Origin of the sequence: Pedobacter alluvionis (genome assembly GCF_003664035.1) — a bacterium.
GTDB lineage: Bacteria > Bacteroidota > Bacteroidia > Sphingobacteriales > Sphingobacteriaceae > Pedobacter > Pedobacter alluvionis.
This window is the reverse complement of sequence record NZ_RCCK01000011.1, coordinates 530,691-546,195: the sequence shown is the minus strand read 5'-3', so window position 1 is coordinate 546,195 and position 15,505 is coordinate 530,691. Positions and strand designations below refer to the sequence as shown.

29 protein-coding genes are annotated in these 15,505 nt (G+C 37.5%); all 29 read left to right on the top strand.

Going from position 1 to position 15,505, the window contains the following annotated elements:
- The first annotated feature begins 148 nt into the window (after positions 1-148).
- The 29 genes from rplC to rplQ all read left to right on the top strand — a co-directional run bounded on the left by rplC (position 149) and on the right by rplQ (position 15,259).
- Complete coding sequence (rplC, locus tag BCL90_RS10100; protein ID WP_121284591.1) at positions 149-766, top strand: 50S ribosomal protein L3; 618 nt, start codon at positions 149-151, stop codon at positions 764-766.
- Positions 767-770: 4 nt separating this feature from the next.
- Entirely contained in the window at positions 771-1,400 is a 630-nt protein-coding gene (gene rplD, locus BCL90_RS10095) for a 50S ribosomal protein L4 (RefSeq protein ID WP_121283865.1), read from the top strand.
- A gap of 1 nt (position 1,401) precedes the next feature.
- Positions 1,402-1,692: a 50S ribosomal protein L23 gene (gene rplW / locus BCL90_RS10090; protein ID WP_025145221.1), complete on the top strand. Its 291-nt coding sequence runs from the start codon at positions 1,402-1,404 to the stop codon at positions 1,690-1,692.
- 20 nt (positions 1,693-1,712) lie between these two features.
- Complete coding sequence (gene rplB / locus BCL90_RS10085; RefSeq protein WP_121283864.1) at positions 1,713-2,537, top strand: 50S ribosomal protein L2; 825 nt, start codon at positions 1,713-1,715, stop codon at positions 2,535-2,537.
- Complete coding sequence (gene rpsS, locus BCL90_RS10080) at positions 2,537-2,803, top strand: 30S ribosomal protein S19 (RefSeq protein ID WP_010599906.1); 267 nt, start codon at positions 2,537-2,539, stop codon at positions 2,801-2,803. Before rplB ends, rpsS begins: the two co-directional genes overlap by 1 nt.
- Positions 2,804-2,810: 7 nt before the next feature.
- Positions 2,811-3,173, top strand: a complete 363-nt coding sequence (rplV, locus tag BCL90_RS10075; protein WP_121283863.1) for a 50S ribosomal protein L22 — start codon at positions 2,811-2,813, stop codon at positions 3,171-3,173.
- A 7-nt stretch (positions 3,174-3,180) separates the two neighbouring features.
- Positions 3,181-4,032 carry a 30S ribosomal protein S3 gene (rpsC, locus tag BCL90_RS10070; protein ID WP_025145218.1) on the top strand — a complete coding sequence of 284 codons (852 nt, stop codon included), beginning with the start codon at positions 3,181-3,183 and terminating at the stop codon, positions 4,030-4,032.
- Positions 4,033-4,072: 40 nt separating this feature from the next.
- Positions 4,073-4,495: a 50S ribosomal protein L16 gene (rplP, locus tag BCL90_RS10065; protein WP_010599903.1), complete on the top strand. Its 423-nt coding sequence runs from the start codon at positions 4,073-4,075 to the stop codon at positions 4,493-4,495.
- A gap of 73 nt (positions 4,496-4,568) precedes the next feature.
- Positions 4,569-4,781 (top strand): 50S ribosomal protein L29, encoded by a 213-nt coding sequence (gene rpmC / locus BCL90_RS10060; protein WP_025145217.1) that lies wholly within the window; start codon positions 4,569-4,571, stop codon positions 4,779-4,781.
- 13 nt (positions 4,782-4,794) lie between these two features.
- Entirely contained in the window at positions 4,795-5,049 is a 255-nt protein-coding gene (rpsQ, locus tag BCL90_RS10055) for a 30S ribosomal protein S17 (RefSeq protein ID WP_010599901.1), read from the top strand.
- Between the two features lies 1 nt (position 5,050).
- Positions 5,051-5,419, top strand: coding sequence for a 50S ribosomal protein L14 (rplN, locus tag BCL90_RS10050; RefSeq protein ID WP_010599900.1), 369 nt, complete (start codon positions 5,051-5,053; stop codon positions 5,417-5,419).
- 1 nt (position 5,420) lies between these two features.
- A complete protein-coding gene (gene rplX, locus BCL90_RS10045) occupies positions 5,421-5,762 on the top strand; it encodes a 50S ribosomal protein L24 (protein ID WP_029278653.1) in 342 nt (113 codons plus the stop codon).
- Positions 5,759-6,325, top strand: coding sequence for a 50S ribosomal protein L5 (gene rplE, locus BCL90_RS10040; RefSeq protein WP_086547740.1), 567 nt, complete (start codon positions 5,759-5,761; stop codon positions 6,323-6,325). Before rplX ends, rplE begins: the two co-directional genes overlap by 4 nt.
- Positions 6,325-6,594 (top strand): 30S ribosomal protein S14, encoded by a 270-nt coding sequence (gene rpsN, locus BCL90_RS10035; RefSeq protein ID WP_025145214.1) that lies wholly within the window; start codon positions 6,325-6,327, stop codon positions 6,592-6,594. The genes rplE and rpsN overlap by 1 nt, the downstream gene beginning before the upstream one ends.
- 155 nt (positions 6,595-6,749) lie before the next feature.
- A complete protein-coding gene (rpsH, locus tag BCL90_RS10030) occupies positions 6,750-7,148 on the top strand; it encodes a 30S ribosomal protein S8 (protein ID WP_010599896.1) in 399 nt (132 codons plus the stop codon).
- Between the two features lie 18 nt (positions 7,149-7,166).
- Complete coding sequence (gene rplF / locus BCL90_RS10025) at positions 7,167-7,724, top strand: 50S ribosomal protein L6 (RefSeq protein WP_121283862.1); 558 nt, start codon at positions 7,167-7,169, stop codon at positions 7,722-7,724.
- Positions 7,725-7,729: 5 nt separating this feature from the next.
- Positions 7,730-8,083 carry a 50S ribosomal protein L18 gene (rplR, locus tag BCL90_RS10020; protein WP_090501109.1) on the top strand — a complete coding sequence of 118 codons (354 nt, stop codon included), beginning with the start codon at positions 7,730-7,732 and terminating at the stop codon, positions 8,081-8,083.
- Between the two features lie 17 nt (positions 8,084-8,100).
- Positions 8,101-8,619 carry a 30S ribosomal protein S5 gene (gene rpsE / locus BCL90_RS10015; RefSeq protein ID WP_010599893.1) on the top strand — a complete coding sequence of 173 codons (519 nt, stop codon included), beginning with the start codon at positions 8,101-8,103 and terminating at the stop codon, positions 8,617-8,619.
- A 4-nt stretch (positions 8,620-8,623) separates the two neighbouring features.
- The gene (gene rpmD, locus BCL90_RS10010) at positions 8,624-8,803 is read left to right on the top strand and encodes a 50S ribosomal protein L30 (protein ID WP_010599892.1); all 180 of its coding nucleotides are present in this window, start codon (positions 8,624-8,626) and stop codon (positions 8,801-8,803) included.
- Positions 8,804-8,907: 104 nt separating this feature from the next.
- Positions 8,908-9,354 (top strand): 50S ribosomal protein L15, encoded by a 447-nt coding sequence (gene rplO, locus BCL90_RS10005; protein ID WP_121284590.1) that lies wholly within the window; start codon positions 8,908-8,910, stop codon positions 9,352-9,354.
- A gap of 7 nt (positions 9,355-9,361) precedes the next feature.
- On the top strand, positions 9,362-10,702 hold the full coding sequence (secY, locus tag BCL90_RS10000; RefSeq protein ID WP_121283861.1) for a preprotein translocase subunit SecY: 1,341 nt from the start codon (positions 9,362-9,364) through the stop codon (positions 10,700-10,702).
- A gap of 8 nt (positions 10,703-10,710) precedes the next feature.
- The gene (map, locus tag BCL90_RS09995) at positions 10,711-11,496 is read left to right on the top strand and encodes a type I methionyl aminopeptidase (protein ID WP_121283860.1); all 786 of its coding nucleotides are present in this window, start codon (positions 10,711-10,713) and stop codon (positions 11,494-11,496) included.
- A gap of 71 nt (positions 11,497-11,567) precedes the next feature.
- Positions 11,568-11,786, top strand: a complete 219-nt coding sequence (gene infA, locus BCL90_RS09990; protein ID WP_010599888.1) for a translation initiation factor IF-1 — start codon at positions 11,568-11,570, stop codon at positions 11,784-11,786.
- A gap of 1 nt (position 11,787) precedes the next feature.
- A complete protein-coding gene (gene rpmJ / locus BCL90_RS09985) occupies positions 11,788-11,904 on the top strand; it encodes a 50S ribosomal protein L36 (protein WP_010599887.1) in 117 nt (38 codons plus the stop codon).
- A 68-nt stretch (positions 11,905-11,972) separates the two neighbouring features.
- A complete protein-coding gene (gene rpsM, locus BCL90_RS09980; RefSeq protein WP_010599886.1) occupies positions 11,973-12,350 on the top strand; it encodes a 30S ribosomal protein S13 in 378 nt (125 codons plus the stop codon).
- A gap of 152 nt (positions 12,351-12,502) precedes the next feature.
- Positions 12,503-12,892: a 30S ribosomal protein S11 gene (gene rpsK, locus BCL90_RS09975; RefSeq protein WP_121283859.1), complete on the top strand. Its 390-nt coding sequence runs from the start codon at positions 12,503-12,505 to the stop codon at positions 12,890-12,892.
- 61 nt (positions 12,893-12,953) lie between these two features.
- Positions 12,954-13,562 (top strand): 30S ribosomal protein S4, encoded by a 609-nt coding sequence (rpsD, locus tag BCL90_RS09970; RefSeq protein ID WP_029282720.1) that lies wholly within the window; start codon positions 12,954-12,956, stop codon positions 13,560-13,562.
- A gap of 85 nt (positions 13,563-13,647) precedes the next feature.
- Positions 13,648-14,640, top strand: coding sequence for a DNA-directed RNA polymerase subunit alpha (locus BCL90_RS09965; RefSeq protein ID WP_025145205.1), 993 nt, complete (start codon positions 13,648-13,650; stop codon positions 14,638-14,640).
- 94 nt (positions 14,641-14,734) lie between these two features.
- Complete coding sequence (gene rplQ, locus BCL90_RS09960; RefSeq protein ID WP_121283858.1) at positions 14,735-15,259, top strand: 50S ribosomal protein L17; 525 nt, start codon at positions 14,735-14,737, stop codon at positions 15,257-15,259.
- The last annotated feature ends 246 nt before the right edge of the window (positions 15,260-15,505 follow it).

Below are 15,505 nucleotides of genomic sequence, written 5' to 3'. Positions count from 1 at the left end.
TTATATCAGCAATTTATTTGAAAAAATATTTGGCTAACTATTTGAAAATTAATAATTCTTGCCTATCTTTGCCGTCCCTTTCGGGGGATGTACAACCACCTTGAACGAAGCCCTACTGCTTCGATGGGTGTTAAAAAGAAAAGATAAAATGTCAGGAATTATTGGAAAAAAAGTAGGAATGACCAGTATCTTTGATGCCGAAGGAAGAAACATTCCTTGTACGGTAATCGAGGCTGGACCTTGTGTAGTTACACAGGTAAAAACCGAAGAAGTAGATGGTTATTCATCAATCCAACTGGGTTACGATGAGAAAAAAGAGAAAAACACAACTCAACCATTGAAAGGCCATTTCGCGAAAGCAAACACAACTCCGAAACGCAAGCTGGTAGAATTCGATTCGTTTACAACTTCACTTAATTTAGGTGATGTAGTAACCGTTGACGCATTCGCAGAAGGCGATTTTGTTGATGTTGTAGGTACCTCAAAAGGTAAAGGTTTTCAAGGTGTTGTAAAACGCCACGGATTTGCCGGTGTTGGTATGCAGACTCACGGTCAGCATAACCGTTTACGTGCCCCAGGTTCATTGGGAGCATCGTCATTCCCTTCACGTGTATTCAAAGGAATGCGCATGGCTGGAAGAACAGGTGGAGACAGGGTAAAAGTTCAGAACTTACAGGTTTTGAAAGTTTATGCTGAGCAAAACTTATTAGTAGTTAGTGGTTCCATTCCAGGAGCTAAAGGTTCTTACGTAATCTTAGACAAGTAATCAGATGGAAGTTAAAGTATTAAACATTTCAGGTAAAGAAACAGGTGCCAAGGTGCAACTTCCTGAATCGGTATTTGGTATCGAGCCTAACGACCACGCGATTTATTTAGATGTAAAACAGTATTTGGCTAACCAACGTCAAGGTACTCACAAATCTAAACAACGTAATGAGATTGCTGGTTCAACTCGCAAACTATACAAACAAAAAGGTACAGGTGGTGCCCGTGCTGGTAGCATTAAATCTCCGTTATTTAACGGTGGTGGTCGTGTTTTCGGTCCTCAGCCACGTGATTACAGTTTTAAATTGAACAAGAAATTAAAATCATTAGCACGTAAATCTGCTTTAGCTTATAAAGCAAAAGATAACAGCGTGGTAGTTTTAGAAGATTTCAACTTCGATACGATTAAAACTAAAAACTATACAAGTTTATTGGCTGCGTTAAACGTAGGTACTCAAAAAACTTTATTGGTTTTACCTGCACAAAATAATAATATCTATTTATCAAGCAGAAACGTTCAGAAAACTAAAGTGATTGCTGCAGCAGATTTGAATACATATGATGTATTAAACGCTGGTGTGCTTGTGTTAACTGCTGATTCTGTTAAAACTTTGGAGGAGGCATTTGCCAAATAATATGGAAATTTTAAAAAAACCAATATTAACCGAAAAAGCTTCAGCTTTAACTGAGAAATCTAACCGTTTCACGTTTAGCGTTAACCATAAGGCTAACAAAATCCAGATTAAAGCAGCTATTGAGAAATTGTACGGTGTAACTATCGTTGCAGTTAACACAATGGTTGTTGATGGAAAAGCTAAATCACGTTACACTAAAGCAGGTTTTGTATCTGGCCGTAGCCCGAAATACAAAAAAGCAATCGTAACGTTGAAAGACGGCGAAACAATAGATTATTACGCAACCCTTTAATTTAATAATTCATTATAACTATGGGCTTAAGAAAATTTAAACCAGTTACTCCAGGTACCCGCTTCAGAGTTGGTGCCAGTTTCACGGAGATTACAGCAACCACGCCCGAAAAATCATTGGTTGTATCATCAAAAAAGTCTGGTGGACGTAATAACACAGGAAAGATGACTATGCGCTACATGGGTGGTGGTCACAAAAAATCATATCGTTTAATCGACTTCAAACGCGATAAATTCGATATTCCTGCAACAGTAGCTACTGTTGAATACGATCCAAACCGTACTGCCCGCATCGCATTATTACATTATGCAGATGGCGAGAAGCGTTATATCATTGCTCCTGAAGGATTGCAAGTTGGTTCGGTATTATTATCGGGCGACACAGCAGTACCAGAAGTAGGTAACACTTTAAAATTATCTAACATTCCATTAGGTTCTATCATCCACAACGTGGAGATTCACCCTGGAAAAGGAGCACAATTGGCTCGTAGTGCAGGTGCTTATGCACAATTAGCTGCCCGCGATGGTAAATATGCTACTTTAAAAATGCCTTCAGGCGAAACCCGTTTAATCCTGACTACTTGTCTGGCTACTATCGGTGCAGTATCTAACTCAGATCACGCAAACGAAGTATTAGGTAAAGCAGGTCGTAAACGTTGGTTGGGCCGTCGTCCGAGAACTAGACCGGTAGCGATGAACCCTGTCGATCACCCAATGGGTGGTGGTGAAGGTAGATCATCAGGTGGTCATCCACGTTCAAGAAATGGTGTTTTAGCTAAAGGCTTCAAAACCAGAGAACTTAAAAAATATTCTAATCGTTACATCATAGAGAGAAGGAAGAAATAATGGCTCGTTCGATAAAAAAAGGACCTTATATTGACCATAACGTAGAGAAAAAAGTAAACTCTATGAATGATTCAGGCAAAAAGTCTGTAATCAAAACTTGGTCTCGCAGATCAATGATATCACCAGATTTCGTGAATCATACATTTGCTGTACACAATGGAAATAAATTTATCCCTGTGTACGTTACAGAAAACATGGTTGGTCACAAGTTGGGAGAATTTGCTCCAACCAGAACATTCAGAGGACACGCTGAAAAGAAAAAATAATTAGACAATGGAAGCAATAGCAAAATTAAACAATTGTCCAACCTCACCGCGTAAGATGCGTTTGGTTGTAGATCTTATCAGAGGTGAACGTGTAGAGAAAGCATTAAGCATTTTAAAGTTTACCAATAAAGAAGCAGCAATAAGAGTTCAGAAATTATTATTATCTGCTATCAAAAACTGGGAAGCTAAAAATGAAGGCACCAGTGCTGAAGAAAACCAACTTTTTGTAAAAACAGTAATGGTTGATGGTGGCCGTCAGTTAAAACGCTTACGTCCGGCTCCTCAGGGACGTGGATATAGAATTCGTAAACGTTCTAACCACGTAACGCTGATTGTAGATAGTAAAAGTACAGAAACAACTCAAAACTAATTAGGAAATGGGACAAAAAGCAAATCCAATAGGTGCCAGGTTAGGAATTATCAAAGGATGGGATTCTAACTGGTTCGGTGGCAACAACTACTCCGATAAATTAGTTGAAGATGAGAAAATAAGAAAATATCTTTCTGCCCGTATTGCAAAAGGCGGTGTTGCAAAAGTAGTAATCGAGCGTACGTTAAAACGTATCACGGTAACTATCCACACAGCTCGTCCGGGTATCGTAATCGGTAAAGCAGGTGCTGAGGTTGATAAAATCAAAGAAGAGTTAAAGAAATTGACTAAAAAGGAAATTCAAATTAACATCTTTGAAATTAAACGCCCTGAACTTGATGCACAATTAGTTGCAGAAGGTGTTGCAAAACAATTAGAAGCAAGGATCTCATTCCGTAGAGCAATGAAATCTTCTATCGCATCAACCATGCGTATGGGTGCTGAAGGTATCAAAATCATGACTTCTGGTCGTTTAGGTGGTGCTGAGATGGCACGTACTGAGCAGTACAAAGAAGGAAGAGTGCCTTTGCATACATTCCGTGCTGATATCGACTACGCTTTAGCTGAAGCCTTAACTACTTATGGTAAAATAGGTGTTAAAGTTTGGATCTGTAAAGGTGAGGTTTATGGAAAACGTGATTTGTCTCCAAACATTGGTGCAACAAACAACGGTCCAAAAGGCGCATCAGACAAACCAGCTTTCGGTGGAAGAGATAACCGTGGTGGTGGAAGAGATAACCGTGGCGGTGGTAACGACAGACGTGGTGGAAACCAAGGCGGTGGTCGTGGTCCAGGTCAAGGTGGTCCCGGAGCAAACAGAGGTGGTGGCGCAGGCGCTAACAGAGGTCCTCGTAAATAATTGATTTATTAACATCGTTTAACGATTAGAACAAAATAAAATGTTACAGCCAAAAAGAACGAAGTTCAGGAAGATGCAAAAAGGCAGAATGAAGGGTTTAGCTTCTCGTGGAGCTGAGTTAGCATTCGGATCTTTCGGTATCAAATCTCTAGAAGCTACTTGGATCACAAGTCGTCAGATAGAGGCTGCCCGTATTGCCGTAACTCGTTTCATGAAACGTGAAGGCCAAGTATGGATCAGGATCTTCCCGGACAAACCGGTAACTAAAAAACCTGCTGAGGTACGTATGGGTAAAGGTAAAGGTGCTCCTGAGTATTGGGTAGCAGTTGTAAGACCTGGACGCGTAATTTTCGAAGCTGAAGGTGTGCCTTTAGAAGTTGCTAAAGAAGCATTACGTTTAGCCGCTCAGAAATTACCGATCCAAACCAAATTCGTAGTACGTAGAGATTACGTAGAAGCATAGTAAAGTGTTGAGGTGAATGTTGTAAATACTTGTTTATTATAACCGCTACACTCAACGTAAAAGAAAAAGAAAAATGAAAAATTCAGAAATCACAGGGCTTTCAAAAGAAGAATTAGTAGCTAAGATTGCGGAAGAAAAAGAGAACTTATCAAAATTGAAGTTCGCTCACACTATTTCAGCTATCGAAAATCCTTCACGTATTGCAAAAGTAAGGAAAGACATAGCCCGTTTAAACACTGAGTTGACTAAAGTGAAAAACACTGAGTCAGCTACTGAAACTAAATAATTTGAGAGTCGACATGGAAAGACAATTAAGAAAAACAAGAACCGGGTTAGTGGTAAGCAACAAGATGGATAAATCTGTTGTAGTGAGCGTGGAACGTAAAGTAAAACACCCGATTTATGGTAAGTTCGTAAAGAAAACTACCAAATTTATGGCTCACGACGAGAAAAACGAATGCGGTATTGGTGATACAGTATTGATTATGGAAACTCGTCCTTTGAGTAAAAACAAGAACTGGAGATTGGTACAAATTTTAGAAAGAGCTAAATAAGATGGTACAACAGGAATCGAGATTAAACGTTGCTGATAACAGCGGCGCAAAAGAAGTATTGGTAATTCGCGTGCTAGGTGGAACCGGCAAACGTTATGCTTCAATTGGTGATAAAGTAGTTGTTACCGTAAAAAGCGCGTTACCTTCTGGTAACATTAAAAAAGGTACAGTTTCTAAAGCAGTTGTTGTAAGAACTAAAAAAGAAATCCGTCGTAAAGATGGTTCTTATATCCGTTTTGACGATAATGCTGCTGTATTATTGAACGCACAGGATGAGCCAAGAGGTACACGTATCTTTGGCCCGGTTGCGAGAGAACTACGTGAAAAACAATTCATGAAAATTGTATCATTAGCACCGGAGGTATTATAAAATGGGAAACAAAGTAAATACACCATCAAAACTTAAAATCCGCACAGGAGATTTAGTTAAAGTCATTGCTGGCGATTCAAAAGGTCAACAAGGAAAAGTACTTTCAGTACTTATAGATAAAAACAGAGCCATTGTGGAAGGCATTAACTTAGTATCTAAACATACTAAACCAAATGCTGCTAATCCAAACGGTGGTATTATTAAAAAAGAAGCTGCTCTTCACATTTCTAACTTGATGTTGGTTGATCCAAAATCTGGTAAAGCTACCCGCGTAGGTCGTAAACTTAACGCAGATGGTAAATTAGTTAGAGTTGCTAAAATTTCAGGGGAGGAGATTAAATAATGGCTACACCTAGATTAAAAAGCAAATACAAAGAAGAAGTTGTAAATGCACTAAAAGAAAAATTTCAGTACAAAACTGTAATGCAGGTTCCTAAATTGGAAAAAATCTGTATCAATCAGGGTGTTGGTCGTTTTTCTGTTACAGATAAGAAAATTATGGATACCACTATCGTTGAGTTGACTACCATTACTGGTCAGCAAGCGGTTCCGGCTAATTCAAAGAAAGATATCTCTAACTTTAAATTACGTAAAGGTATGCCGGTAGGTGTACGTGTTACTTTACGCGATAACAACATGTACGAGTTCTTAGATCGTTTGATCTCTGTGGCTTTGCCTCGTATCCGTGATTTCAAAGGTATCAATGATAAAGGATTTGATGGAAAAGGTAACTATACATTAGGTGTTACTGAGCAAATCATCTTTCCTGAGATTAATATCGATAAAATCAATAAAATTTTAGGTATGGATATAACTTTCGTAACTTCGGCAAAATCTGACGTTGAGGCTCTTGAGTTATTGAAACAATTCGGATTACCATTTAAAAATCAAAAAACAGCAGAATAATGGCAAAAGAAGGTGTAAAAGCACGCGAAGTTAAGCGCCAAAAATTGGTAGCTAGATACGCTGAAAAACGTGCAGTATTAAAAGCTGCAGGAGATTTCGAGGGTTTAGATAAATTACCTAAAAACTCATCTCCGGTACGTTTACACAACCGTTGTAAATTAACTGGTCGTCCTCGTGGATATATGCGTACCTTTGGTATTTCAAGGGTAACGTTCCGCCAGATGGCACTAGACGGTAAAATACCAGGTGTTAAAAAGGCATCTTGGTAATATAATTAGTATAAAGTATTTAGTATCAAGTAGCAAGAAACCAATTTGGTCTTGATACTTGATACTTATATCTATTTACTAAAAAAAGAATTTTAACCGGTAGCAGGTCCCACAGCTGGGTAGCAGAAGGAAACCACTATCAAAAACAATAAAAAATGAATACAGATCCAATAGCAGATTATTTAACAAGAGTAAGGAATGCCATTAAGGCCAACCACCGTGTTGTAGAAATTCCTGCATCAAACCTTAAAAAAGAAATTACTAAAGTTCTTTTTGACAAAGGTTACATCGCGAACTACAAGTTTGAAGATACTACAGTTCAAGGCACCATTAAAATTGCTTTGAAATACAATCCAATTACTAAAGTTCCTGCTATTCGTACATTAGTGCGAGTAAGTAAACCAGGTTTGAGAAACTATGCTGGTGTTGAAAATATGCCAAGAGTATTAAACGGTTTAGGTATCGCAATCTTATCTACTTCTAAAGGTGTAATGACCGATAAAGAAGCAGCCAAATTAAACATTGGTGGTGAGGTATTGTGTCACGTTTATTAATATTAGGAGAACAGCACAATGTCAAGAATAGGAAAAGCCCCAATTACAATCCCTGCAGGTGTTACAATTACCGTATCAAAAGATAACGTAGTAACTGTAAAAGGTCCTAAAGGTGAATTAACACAAGCAGTAGATTCAGATATCACTGTAAGTCAGGAAGACGGAATTTTAACAGTTCAACGTCCTTCAGAACAAAAGAAACACAAAGCATTACACGGTTTATATCGCTCATTGCTTAACAACATGGTTGTTGGTGTTACAGAAGGTTATAAATTAACTCAGGAATTAGTAGGTGTTGGTTACCGTGCTACAAACACAGGTAATACATTAGATCTGGTTTTAGGTTATTCTCACCATTATGTATTCCAGTTACCAGAAGAAATTAAAGTAACTACATCATCAGAAAAAGGTCAGACTCCTAAAATCATTTTAGAGAGTACTGATAAACAACTGATCGGTCAGGTAGCAGCGAAAATCCGTTCGTTACGTGCACCAGAGCCATACAAAGGTAAAGGTATCAAGTTTGTAGGTGAAGTGTTAAGAAGAAAAGCAGGTAAATCAGCATCTAAAAAATAGTAATCATGGCAGGTAAAAAATTATCAAGAAGAGATCGTATTAAAAAAGGGATCAGAAAAAGACTTACCGGTTCAGAAGAACGTCCAAGGTTATCTGTATATAGAAGCAATAAAGGGATTTATGCGCAGGTAATTAACGATGTAACCGGTACAACAATAGCATCAGCATCATCATTATCGAAAGATTTTACTGGTACTGGAAACAAGAGCGATCAATCAGTTGCAGTAGGTAAATTAGTTGCCGAAAAAGCAATTGCAGCAGGTGTTAAAGAAGTTGTTTTCGATAGAAATGGCTATTTATACCACGGTCGTGTAAAATCGTTGGCAGAGGGTGCCCGCGAAGCTGGTTTAGTATTTTAATCTGAAGAAAAAGTAAGATGTCAACTATTAATATAAAAAGAGTAAAAACCACCGATATCGAATTAAAGGATCGTTTGGTTAGTATACAACGCGTTGCCAAAGTAACCAAAGGTGGCCGTACTTTCAGCTTCTCAGCAATTGTTGTTGTAGGTGATGAAAACGGTGTTGTTGGTTTCGGTTTAGGTAAAGCGAAAGAGGTAACTGAAGCAATCGCTAAAGGTGTGGATGATGCTAAAAAGAATTTAGTAAAAGTGCCAATTTTAAACGGTACTGTTCCTCACGAGCAAATCGGTAAATTCTCAGGTGGTTTTGTTTTAATCAAACCAGCTGCAGTAGGTACCGGAGTAATTGCTGGCGGTGCAATGCGTGCGGTATTAGAGAGTGCTGGTGTACACAACGTATTGGCAAAATCTAAAGGATCATCTAACCCACACAACGTGGTAAAAGCAACTGTTGATGCATTAACTAAAATGCGTGATGCTTATACGGTAGCTCAAACCCGTGGTATAGATTTAAACAAAGTATTTAACGGATAATATTATGGCTAAGATCAAAATAACACAAGTAAAAAGCGTTATCGACAGAAGCGAGCGCCAAAAAAGAACCGTTCAGGCTTTGGGTTTATCTAAAATGAACCAAAGTGTTGAGGTTGAGGCTACTCCACAAATTATCGGTATGGTTCGCAAAGTGAACCATTTGGTAGCAATCGAAGCAATCTAGTAAAAGTTTTAAAGGTAATATTGGGTAAAACCGGTATTACCTTTATATATGTTTAATCGTTGTACCTGTTTAGTGAAAGCGAAGGGCAACACAAATTCAAAAAAATGAATTTAAGTAATTTAAAACCTGCAGTAGGTTCTACAAAAAACAGCAAAAGAATTGGTCGTGGTACAGGTTCTGGTCGTGGCGGTACTTCAACTCGTGGTCACAAAGGTGCGGGTTCTCGTTCAGGTCACAAAACTAAAATCGGTTTTGAAGGTGGTCAAATGCCTTTACAACGTCGTGTGCCTAAAGTTGGTTTCAAACCAATTAACCGTACTGAGTATGTTGGTGTAAACTTAGATGTTTTACAAACTTTAGCTGAAAAACACAGCTTAACAACTATCGATTTTGCTGCTTTACAAGCACATGGTTTAGCTTCTAAAAACGACTTAGTTAAAATTTTAGGTCGTGGTGAAGTTAAAGCAAAGCTAGAAATTACAGCACATGCGTTCTCTGCAACCGCACAAAAAGCTATTGAAGCTGCAGGTGGTTCTATTGTAAAATTGTAATTATTAAATGAAGAAGCTATTTACTACTTTAAGTAATATCTGGAAAATTCAGGAATTAAAAGAGCGTATATTGTTTACGCTCTTAATTCTTTTGGTATACCGTTTCGTATCTCACGTGGTTTTACCAGGTGTAGATCCAACTGCTTTAGGCAATAACGAAAAATCAGGAATCTTAGGCTTACTAGATATGTTTGCCGGAGGTTCTTTCTCTCGTGTGTCTATTTTAGCATTGGGGGTAATGCCTTATATCTCTGCGTCTATCGTGGTGCAACTATTAGGTATTGCTGTTCCTTCTTTCCAAAAAATGCAGAAAGAGGGCGAAAGTGGTAGAAAGAAAATGAACCAGATTACCCGTTACCTAACGGTAGCGATCACAATCGTTCAATCTGTTGGTTACGTTAAAACGCAAGTTCCTGCAGAAGCTATTTTGTTGCCAAATACTTTATTTTTAGTGTTATCTACGTTTGTATTAACAGCAGGTACATTATTTGTAATGTGGTTAGGTGAAAAAATTACAGATAAAGGTATTGGTAACGGTACATCGCTAATCATCATGGTTGGTATTATTGCCCGTTTACCAGTTGCAATTTCTCAGGAGTTTAGTGCACGTGTAGGCTCATCTAGTGAAGGTGGAGGCCCGGTTGCATTGGTTTTAGAGATTGTTGCTTTATTTGCAGTGGTAATGTTTACCATTTTAATTGTTCAAGGTGTACGTAAAGTACCTGTACAATACGCTAAAAAAATCGTTGGTAACCGCCAGTTTGGTGGTGTTCGTCAGTACATTCCTTTAAAGGTAAATGCAGCTGGTGTTATGCCGATCATTTTTGCTCAGGCGTTAATGTTTATTCCAGGTGCTTTAATGCAGTTTGTTCCTTCATTACAAGGTTCTTGGTTAATCCAGTTCAGCAACACAACTTCGTTGGCTTATAGCTTAACGTTCGCATTTTTAATTATCGCATTTACTTTCTTCTATACTGCCATTACAGTTAATCCAACTCAAATGAGTGATGATATGAAGAAAAACGGTGGTTTTATCCCAGGTATTAAGCCAGGTTTTGCAACATCAACTTTTATTGATGATGTAATTTCTAAAATCACTTTCCCAGGTGCGGTATTTTTAGCGATCATTGCTATTTTACCTTCTTTAGCGGTTAAGTTCGGTATTAAGCAAGAGTTTGCACACTTTTTCGGTGGTACTTCTTTATTGATTTTAGTTGGTGTTGTATTGGATACTTTGCAACAGATCGAAAGTTATTTATTGATGCGCCATTATGATGGTTTGATGAAAACGGGTAGAGTTACTGGCAGAACAGGAGTTCCTGCTGCAAGTAGCAACGCAGCGTTGTAGTGTAACGGATGTCTAAAATTTATTACAAATCTCTTGAGGAGATCGAGTTAATAAGAGAAAGTTCCATGCTTGTTTCTAAAACTTTAGCCGAAGTGGCCAAGGTGATAAAAGCAGGCATGACTACTATCCAGTTAGATAAACTAGCCTATGAGTTTATAAGTGATCACGGAGCGATTCCGGCATTTTTAAACTATAATGGTTTTCCCAATTCTTTATGTATTTCGCCAAACGAGCAGGTTGTTCATGGTTTTCCAAGTGAATACGTAATCCAGGAGGGCGACCTGATTTCAGTTGATTGTGGTGTAATTAAAAACAATTATTTTGGTGATTCGGCTTATACTTTCTCCATCGGGGAAATTGATGCAGAAAAGCAGAAATTGATTGAGGTTACTAAACGGTGCCTGGAATTGGGTATAGAAAAAGCTGTTGTTGGTATGCGGATCGGCGATATCGGTTTCGCTGTTCAGCAATATGCAGAAGCTAACGGATTTGGCGTAGTAAGAGAACTTGTAGGACATGGTGTTGGTGTAAAACTTCATGAGAAGCCGGAAGTTCCGAATTATGGGAAACGTGGTGCAGGACCCAAACTTGAAGAAGGAATGGTAATTGCGATAGAACCCATGATCAATGCAGGCGTAGCCGGTGTTAAATTCCATAACGATGGATGGACGGTAACCAGTAAAGACAATAAACCATCGGCACATTTTGAACACACAATAGCCGTAAAAAAGGGCAAAGCAGATGTTTTATCAACGTTTTCTATAATAGAAGAAGTTTTACAACAAAAAAAATAAATAATTAAAATTTTTTATTTAATTTTGCAACCCTGTTTAGAAGCAGCTAATTAAGTAACAATCAATAAAATATGGCTAAACAAGCCTCAATTGAACAAGACGGAGTAATAAGAGAAGCATTATCCAATGCCATGTTCCGGGTAGAACTAGAGAACGGGCATGAGATTATTGCGCATATTTCAGGAAAGATGCGGATGCACTACATCAAGATTCTTCCTGGAGATAAGGTTAAATTGGAAATGTCTCCTTATGATTTAACAAAAGGACGCATTACTTATAGATACAAATAAAATGAAAGTTAGATCATCAATTAAAAAGCGTAGCGCTGATTGCAAGATTATTCGCCGTAAAGGAAAACTTTACGTAATCAACAAGAAAAATCCTAAATACAAGCAACGTCAAGGGTAATTAAGAATATTGTAATGAACCGCACAACGGTGGCCCGCCGTTCGGAGTTACGTAAAACATAAATAAATATGGCAAGGATTTCAGGTATTGATTTACCAAGAAACAAAAGAGGTGAGATCGGTTTAACCTATATCTACGGAATTGGTAGAACAACTGCTCAACGTATTTTAACTACGGCAGGTATCGATTTAAACAAAAAAGTACAAGATTGGTCTGATGATGAATTATCAGCAATCCGTACAATGATTAACGATGAGATTAAAGTAGAAGGTGCTTTACGTTCAGAGGTTCAGTTAAACATCAAGCGTTTAATGGATATTGGTTGTTACCGTGGTTTACGTCACAGAAAAGGTTTACCTTCTCGTGGTCAACGTACTAAAAACAACTCACGTACTCGTAAGGGTAAGAGAAAAACAGTTGCTAACAAGAAAAAAGCTACTAAGTAATAGATAGATAGGAGAAGTGAGATTTTAGATATGAGCATCATGTCTTTAAAATCTGCTCAAATCTGGAATAAAAGATAAAAAGTAGGATACTGAGTATCGGGGTAGAGAAAGTCTCATATCTCAAGTCTCATATCTAAAATCTAAAAGATAAAATGGCTAAGAGTAAAAAAGTAACAAAAAAACGTATCGTTGTAATTGAGCCTGTTGGTCAGGCACATATCAATGCTACCTTCAACAACATTATCGTTACCTTAACAAACAACAACGGACAGACTATTTCATGGTCTTCTGCTGGTAAAATGGGCTTTAAAGGTTCTAAAAAGAACACCCCTTATGCAGCTGGTCAAGCAGCTTCAGATTGCGGTAAAGTTGCGTTTGATCTAGGTTTACGTAAAGTTGAAGTATTTGTAAAAGGTCCGGGTTCAGGTCGTGAATCTGCAATCAGAACTTTGCAAGTAGCAGGTATTGAGGTAATGTCTATTAAAGATATCACTCCACTTCCTCACAACGGATGTCGTCCTCCTAAAAAGAGAAGAGTTTAATTAATTTTAAAGCTAAGAATCTCCAGCTTCAGGTTGGATGATACTTTAAAACAGAAAAAAAATGGCAAGATATACAGGCCCAAAATCAAAAATTGCACGTAAATTCAGAGAACCAATCTTCGGTCCTGATAAAGTGTTAGACAGAAAAAATTATCCTCCTGGGCAACATGGCTCATCAAAAAGAAGAGGAAAACAATCTGAATATGCTATCCAGTTAATGGAAAAACAAAAAGTAAAATACACTTATGGTGTATTGGAAAAACAATTCAGTAACTTGTTTAAAAAAGCATCTTCTCGTGCTGGTATTACAGGTGATAACTTACTTCAATTATTAGAAGCACGTTTAGATAACACAGTTTACCGTTTAGGTATTTCAACAACCCGTTCTGGTGCACGCCAGTTAGTTAGCCATAAACACGTAACTGTGAATGGTGAAGTTGTAAATATCCCTTCATATCAGTTAAAAGCTGGTGATGTGGTTGCTGTTCGTGAAAAATCTAAATCTTTAGAATCAATTAGTAACTCAGTTGCAGGTAGAACTATTAATAAGTTTGCCTGGTTAGAATGGAATGCCAGTGAATTAACCGGTAAATTCTTAACCTACCCTCAACGTGATGAGATTCCTGAAAACATCAAGGAAAACTTAATCATCGAGTTGTACTCAAAGTAATAAATGAGCTAGTTAATTACCTCAAAAGGGTAATTAACTTTTTTCATGTTACTATATATTCAATAACGAATTTAAAAAATTATAAATGGCAATTTTAGCATTTCAGAAACCAGACAAAGTGATCATGCAGAAATCAACTGATTTCGATGGCACATTTGAATTTCGTCCTTTAGAGCCCGGTTTCGGTGTAACAATTGGTAATGCCTTAAGAAGAATTTTACTTTCTTCATTAGAAGGTTATGCTATTACTACTATTCGTTTTTCAGGCGTTTCTCACGAATTTTCTACCATGAAAGGTGTTGTAGAAGATTTAACTGATATTATCTTAAACTTAAAACAAGTGCGTTTTAAGAAAACAGGTGATTCAGGTGATTCTGAAAAAGTTTTCATCATCGTTAATGGTCAAGACCAGTTCAAAGCTGGTGATATCACTAAATTCTCTAACAACTTTACAGTTTTAAACCCTGAGCATGTAATTTGCAATATGGATAAATCTGTTACTTTGGAAGTGGAATTAACCATCAATAAAGGACGTGGTTATGTACCTGCTGAAGAAAATAAAGTTGCTGATGCTGTTGTAGGTGTAATCGCAATCGATTCGATTTATACTCCAATGAAAAATGTAAAATACACGATCGAAAACTTTCGTGTTGAGCAAAAAACGGATTATGAAAAATTGGTTTTAGATATCTCTACTGACGGTTCAATTCATCCGGAAGAAGCATTAAAAGAAGCGGCTAAGATCCTGATCCAACACTTTATGTTATTCTCTGATGAGAATTTAGTATTAGAATCTCAAGCTAAAGAAGAAACTAAAGAAGTTGACGAGGAAATTTTACATATGCGTAAAATCCTTAAAACTGAATTGGTAGATATGGATCTTTCAGTTAGAGCATTAAACTGCTTAAAAGCTGCTGATATCCGTACTTTAGCTGATTTAGTTTCTTATGATGTTGCTGATATGTTAAAATTCAGAAACTTCGGTAAGAAATCTTTAACAGAGATCCAGGAATTAGTAAAATCAAAAGGTTTATCATTTGGTATGAACCTGTCTAAATTTAAATTAGACGAAGAATAAGCGCAAGGCGCTTAGCGCCTTGCGAAATAAACTATTAGTTCACAGTGTATAATTCCCTCTGAGACAGAGACGGTATATACTTAATCAAAAAAAAATGAGACACGGTAAAAAAGTAAACCACTTAGGTAGAACCGACAGCCACAGAAAAGCGATGTTAGCTAACATGGCTACATCACTTATTAAAGCAAAAAGAATTACTACAACTTTAGCTAAAGCTAAAGCTTTACGTACTTATGTTGAGCCATTAATCACTAAATCGAAAAATGACACTACTCACTCACGTCGTACAGTTTTCTCTTACCTACAGGATAAAGAAGTAATCACTATTTTGTTCCGTGAAATTGCTGAAAAAGTTGCTAACCGTCCAGGTGGTTATACTCGTATCATTAAATTAAACAATCGTCAGGGTGATAACGCTGAGATGGCTTTAATTGAATTGGTAGATTACAATACAGTTTACGGTAAAGATGTAGAAGTTAAAGAAGAGAAGAAAACAACTCGTCGTGGTAGAAGTAAAGCTACTGCTGCACCTAAAGCTGCTGAAGCGAAAGCTGAAGTTGCCGAAGAAGTTGCTCCTGCTGAAGAAGCTCCTGCTACTGAAGAACCAAAAGGAGAATAATTTTATTCACCTTAAGATTAAGAGAGTCCTGTTCGAAAGAGCAGGACTTTTTTTATGCCCTTTTGTGCCGTCAGATGTTACCATCTGGCGGTTCCGTATATTAATAATCTCATTTGGGTAATATTTATTTATACTGACCGATTTTAAGCCTGTGAAAACTAGCGCGATCGTCATGCTGAATTTATTTCAGCATCTTTCTTGCTAGATAGACCCTGAAATAAATTCAGGGTGACGGCTATGAGTGAA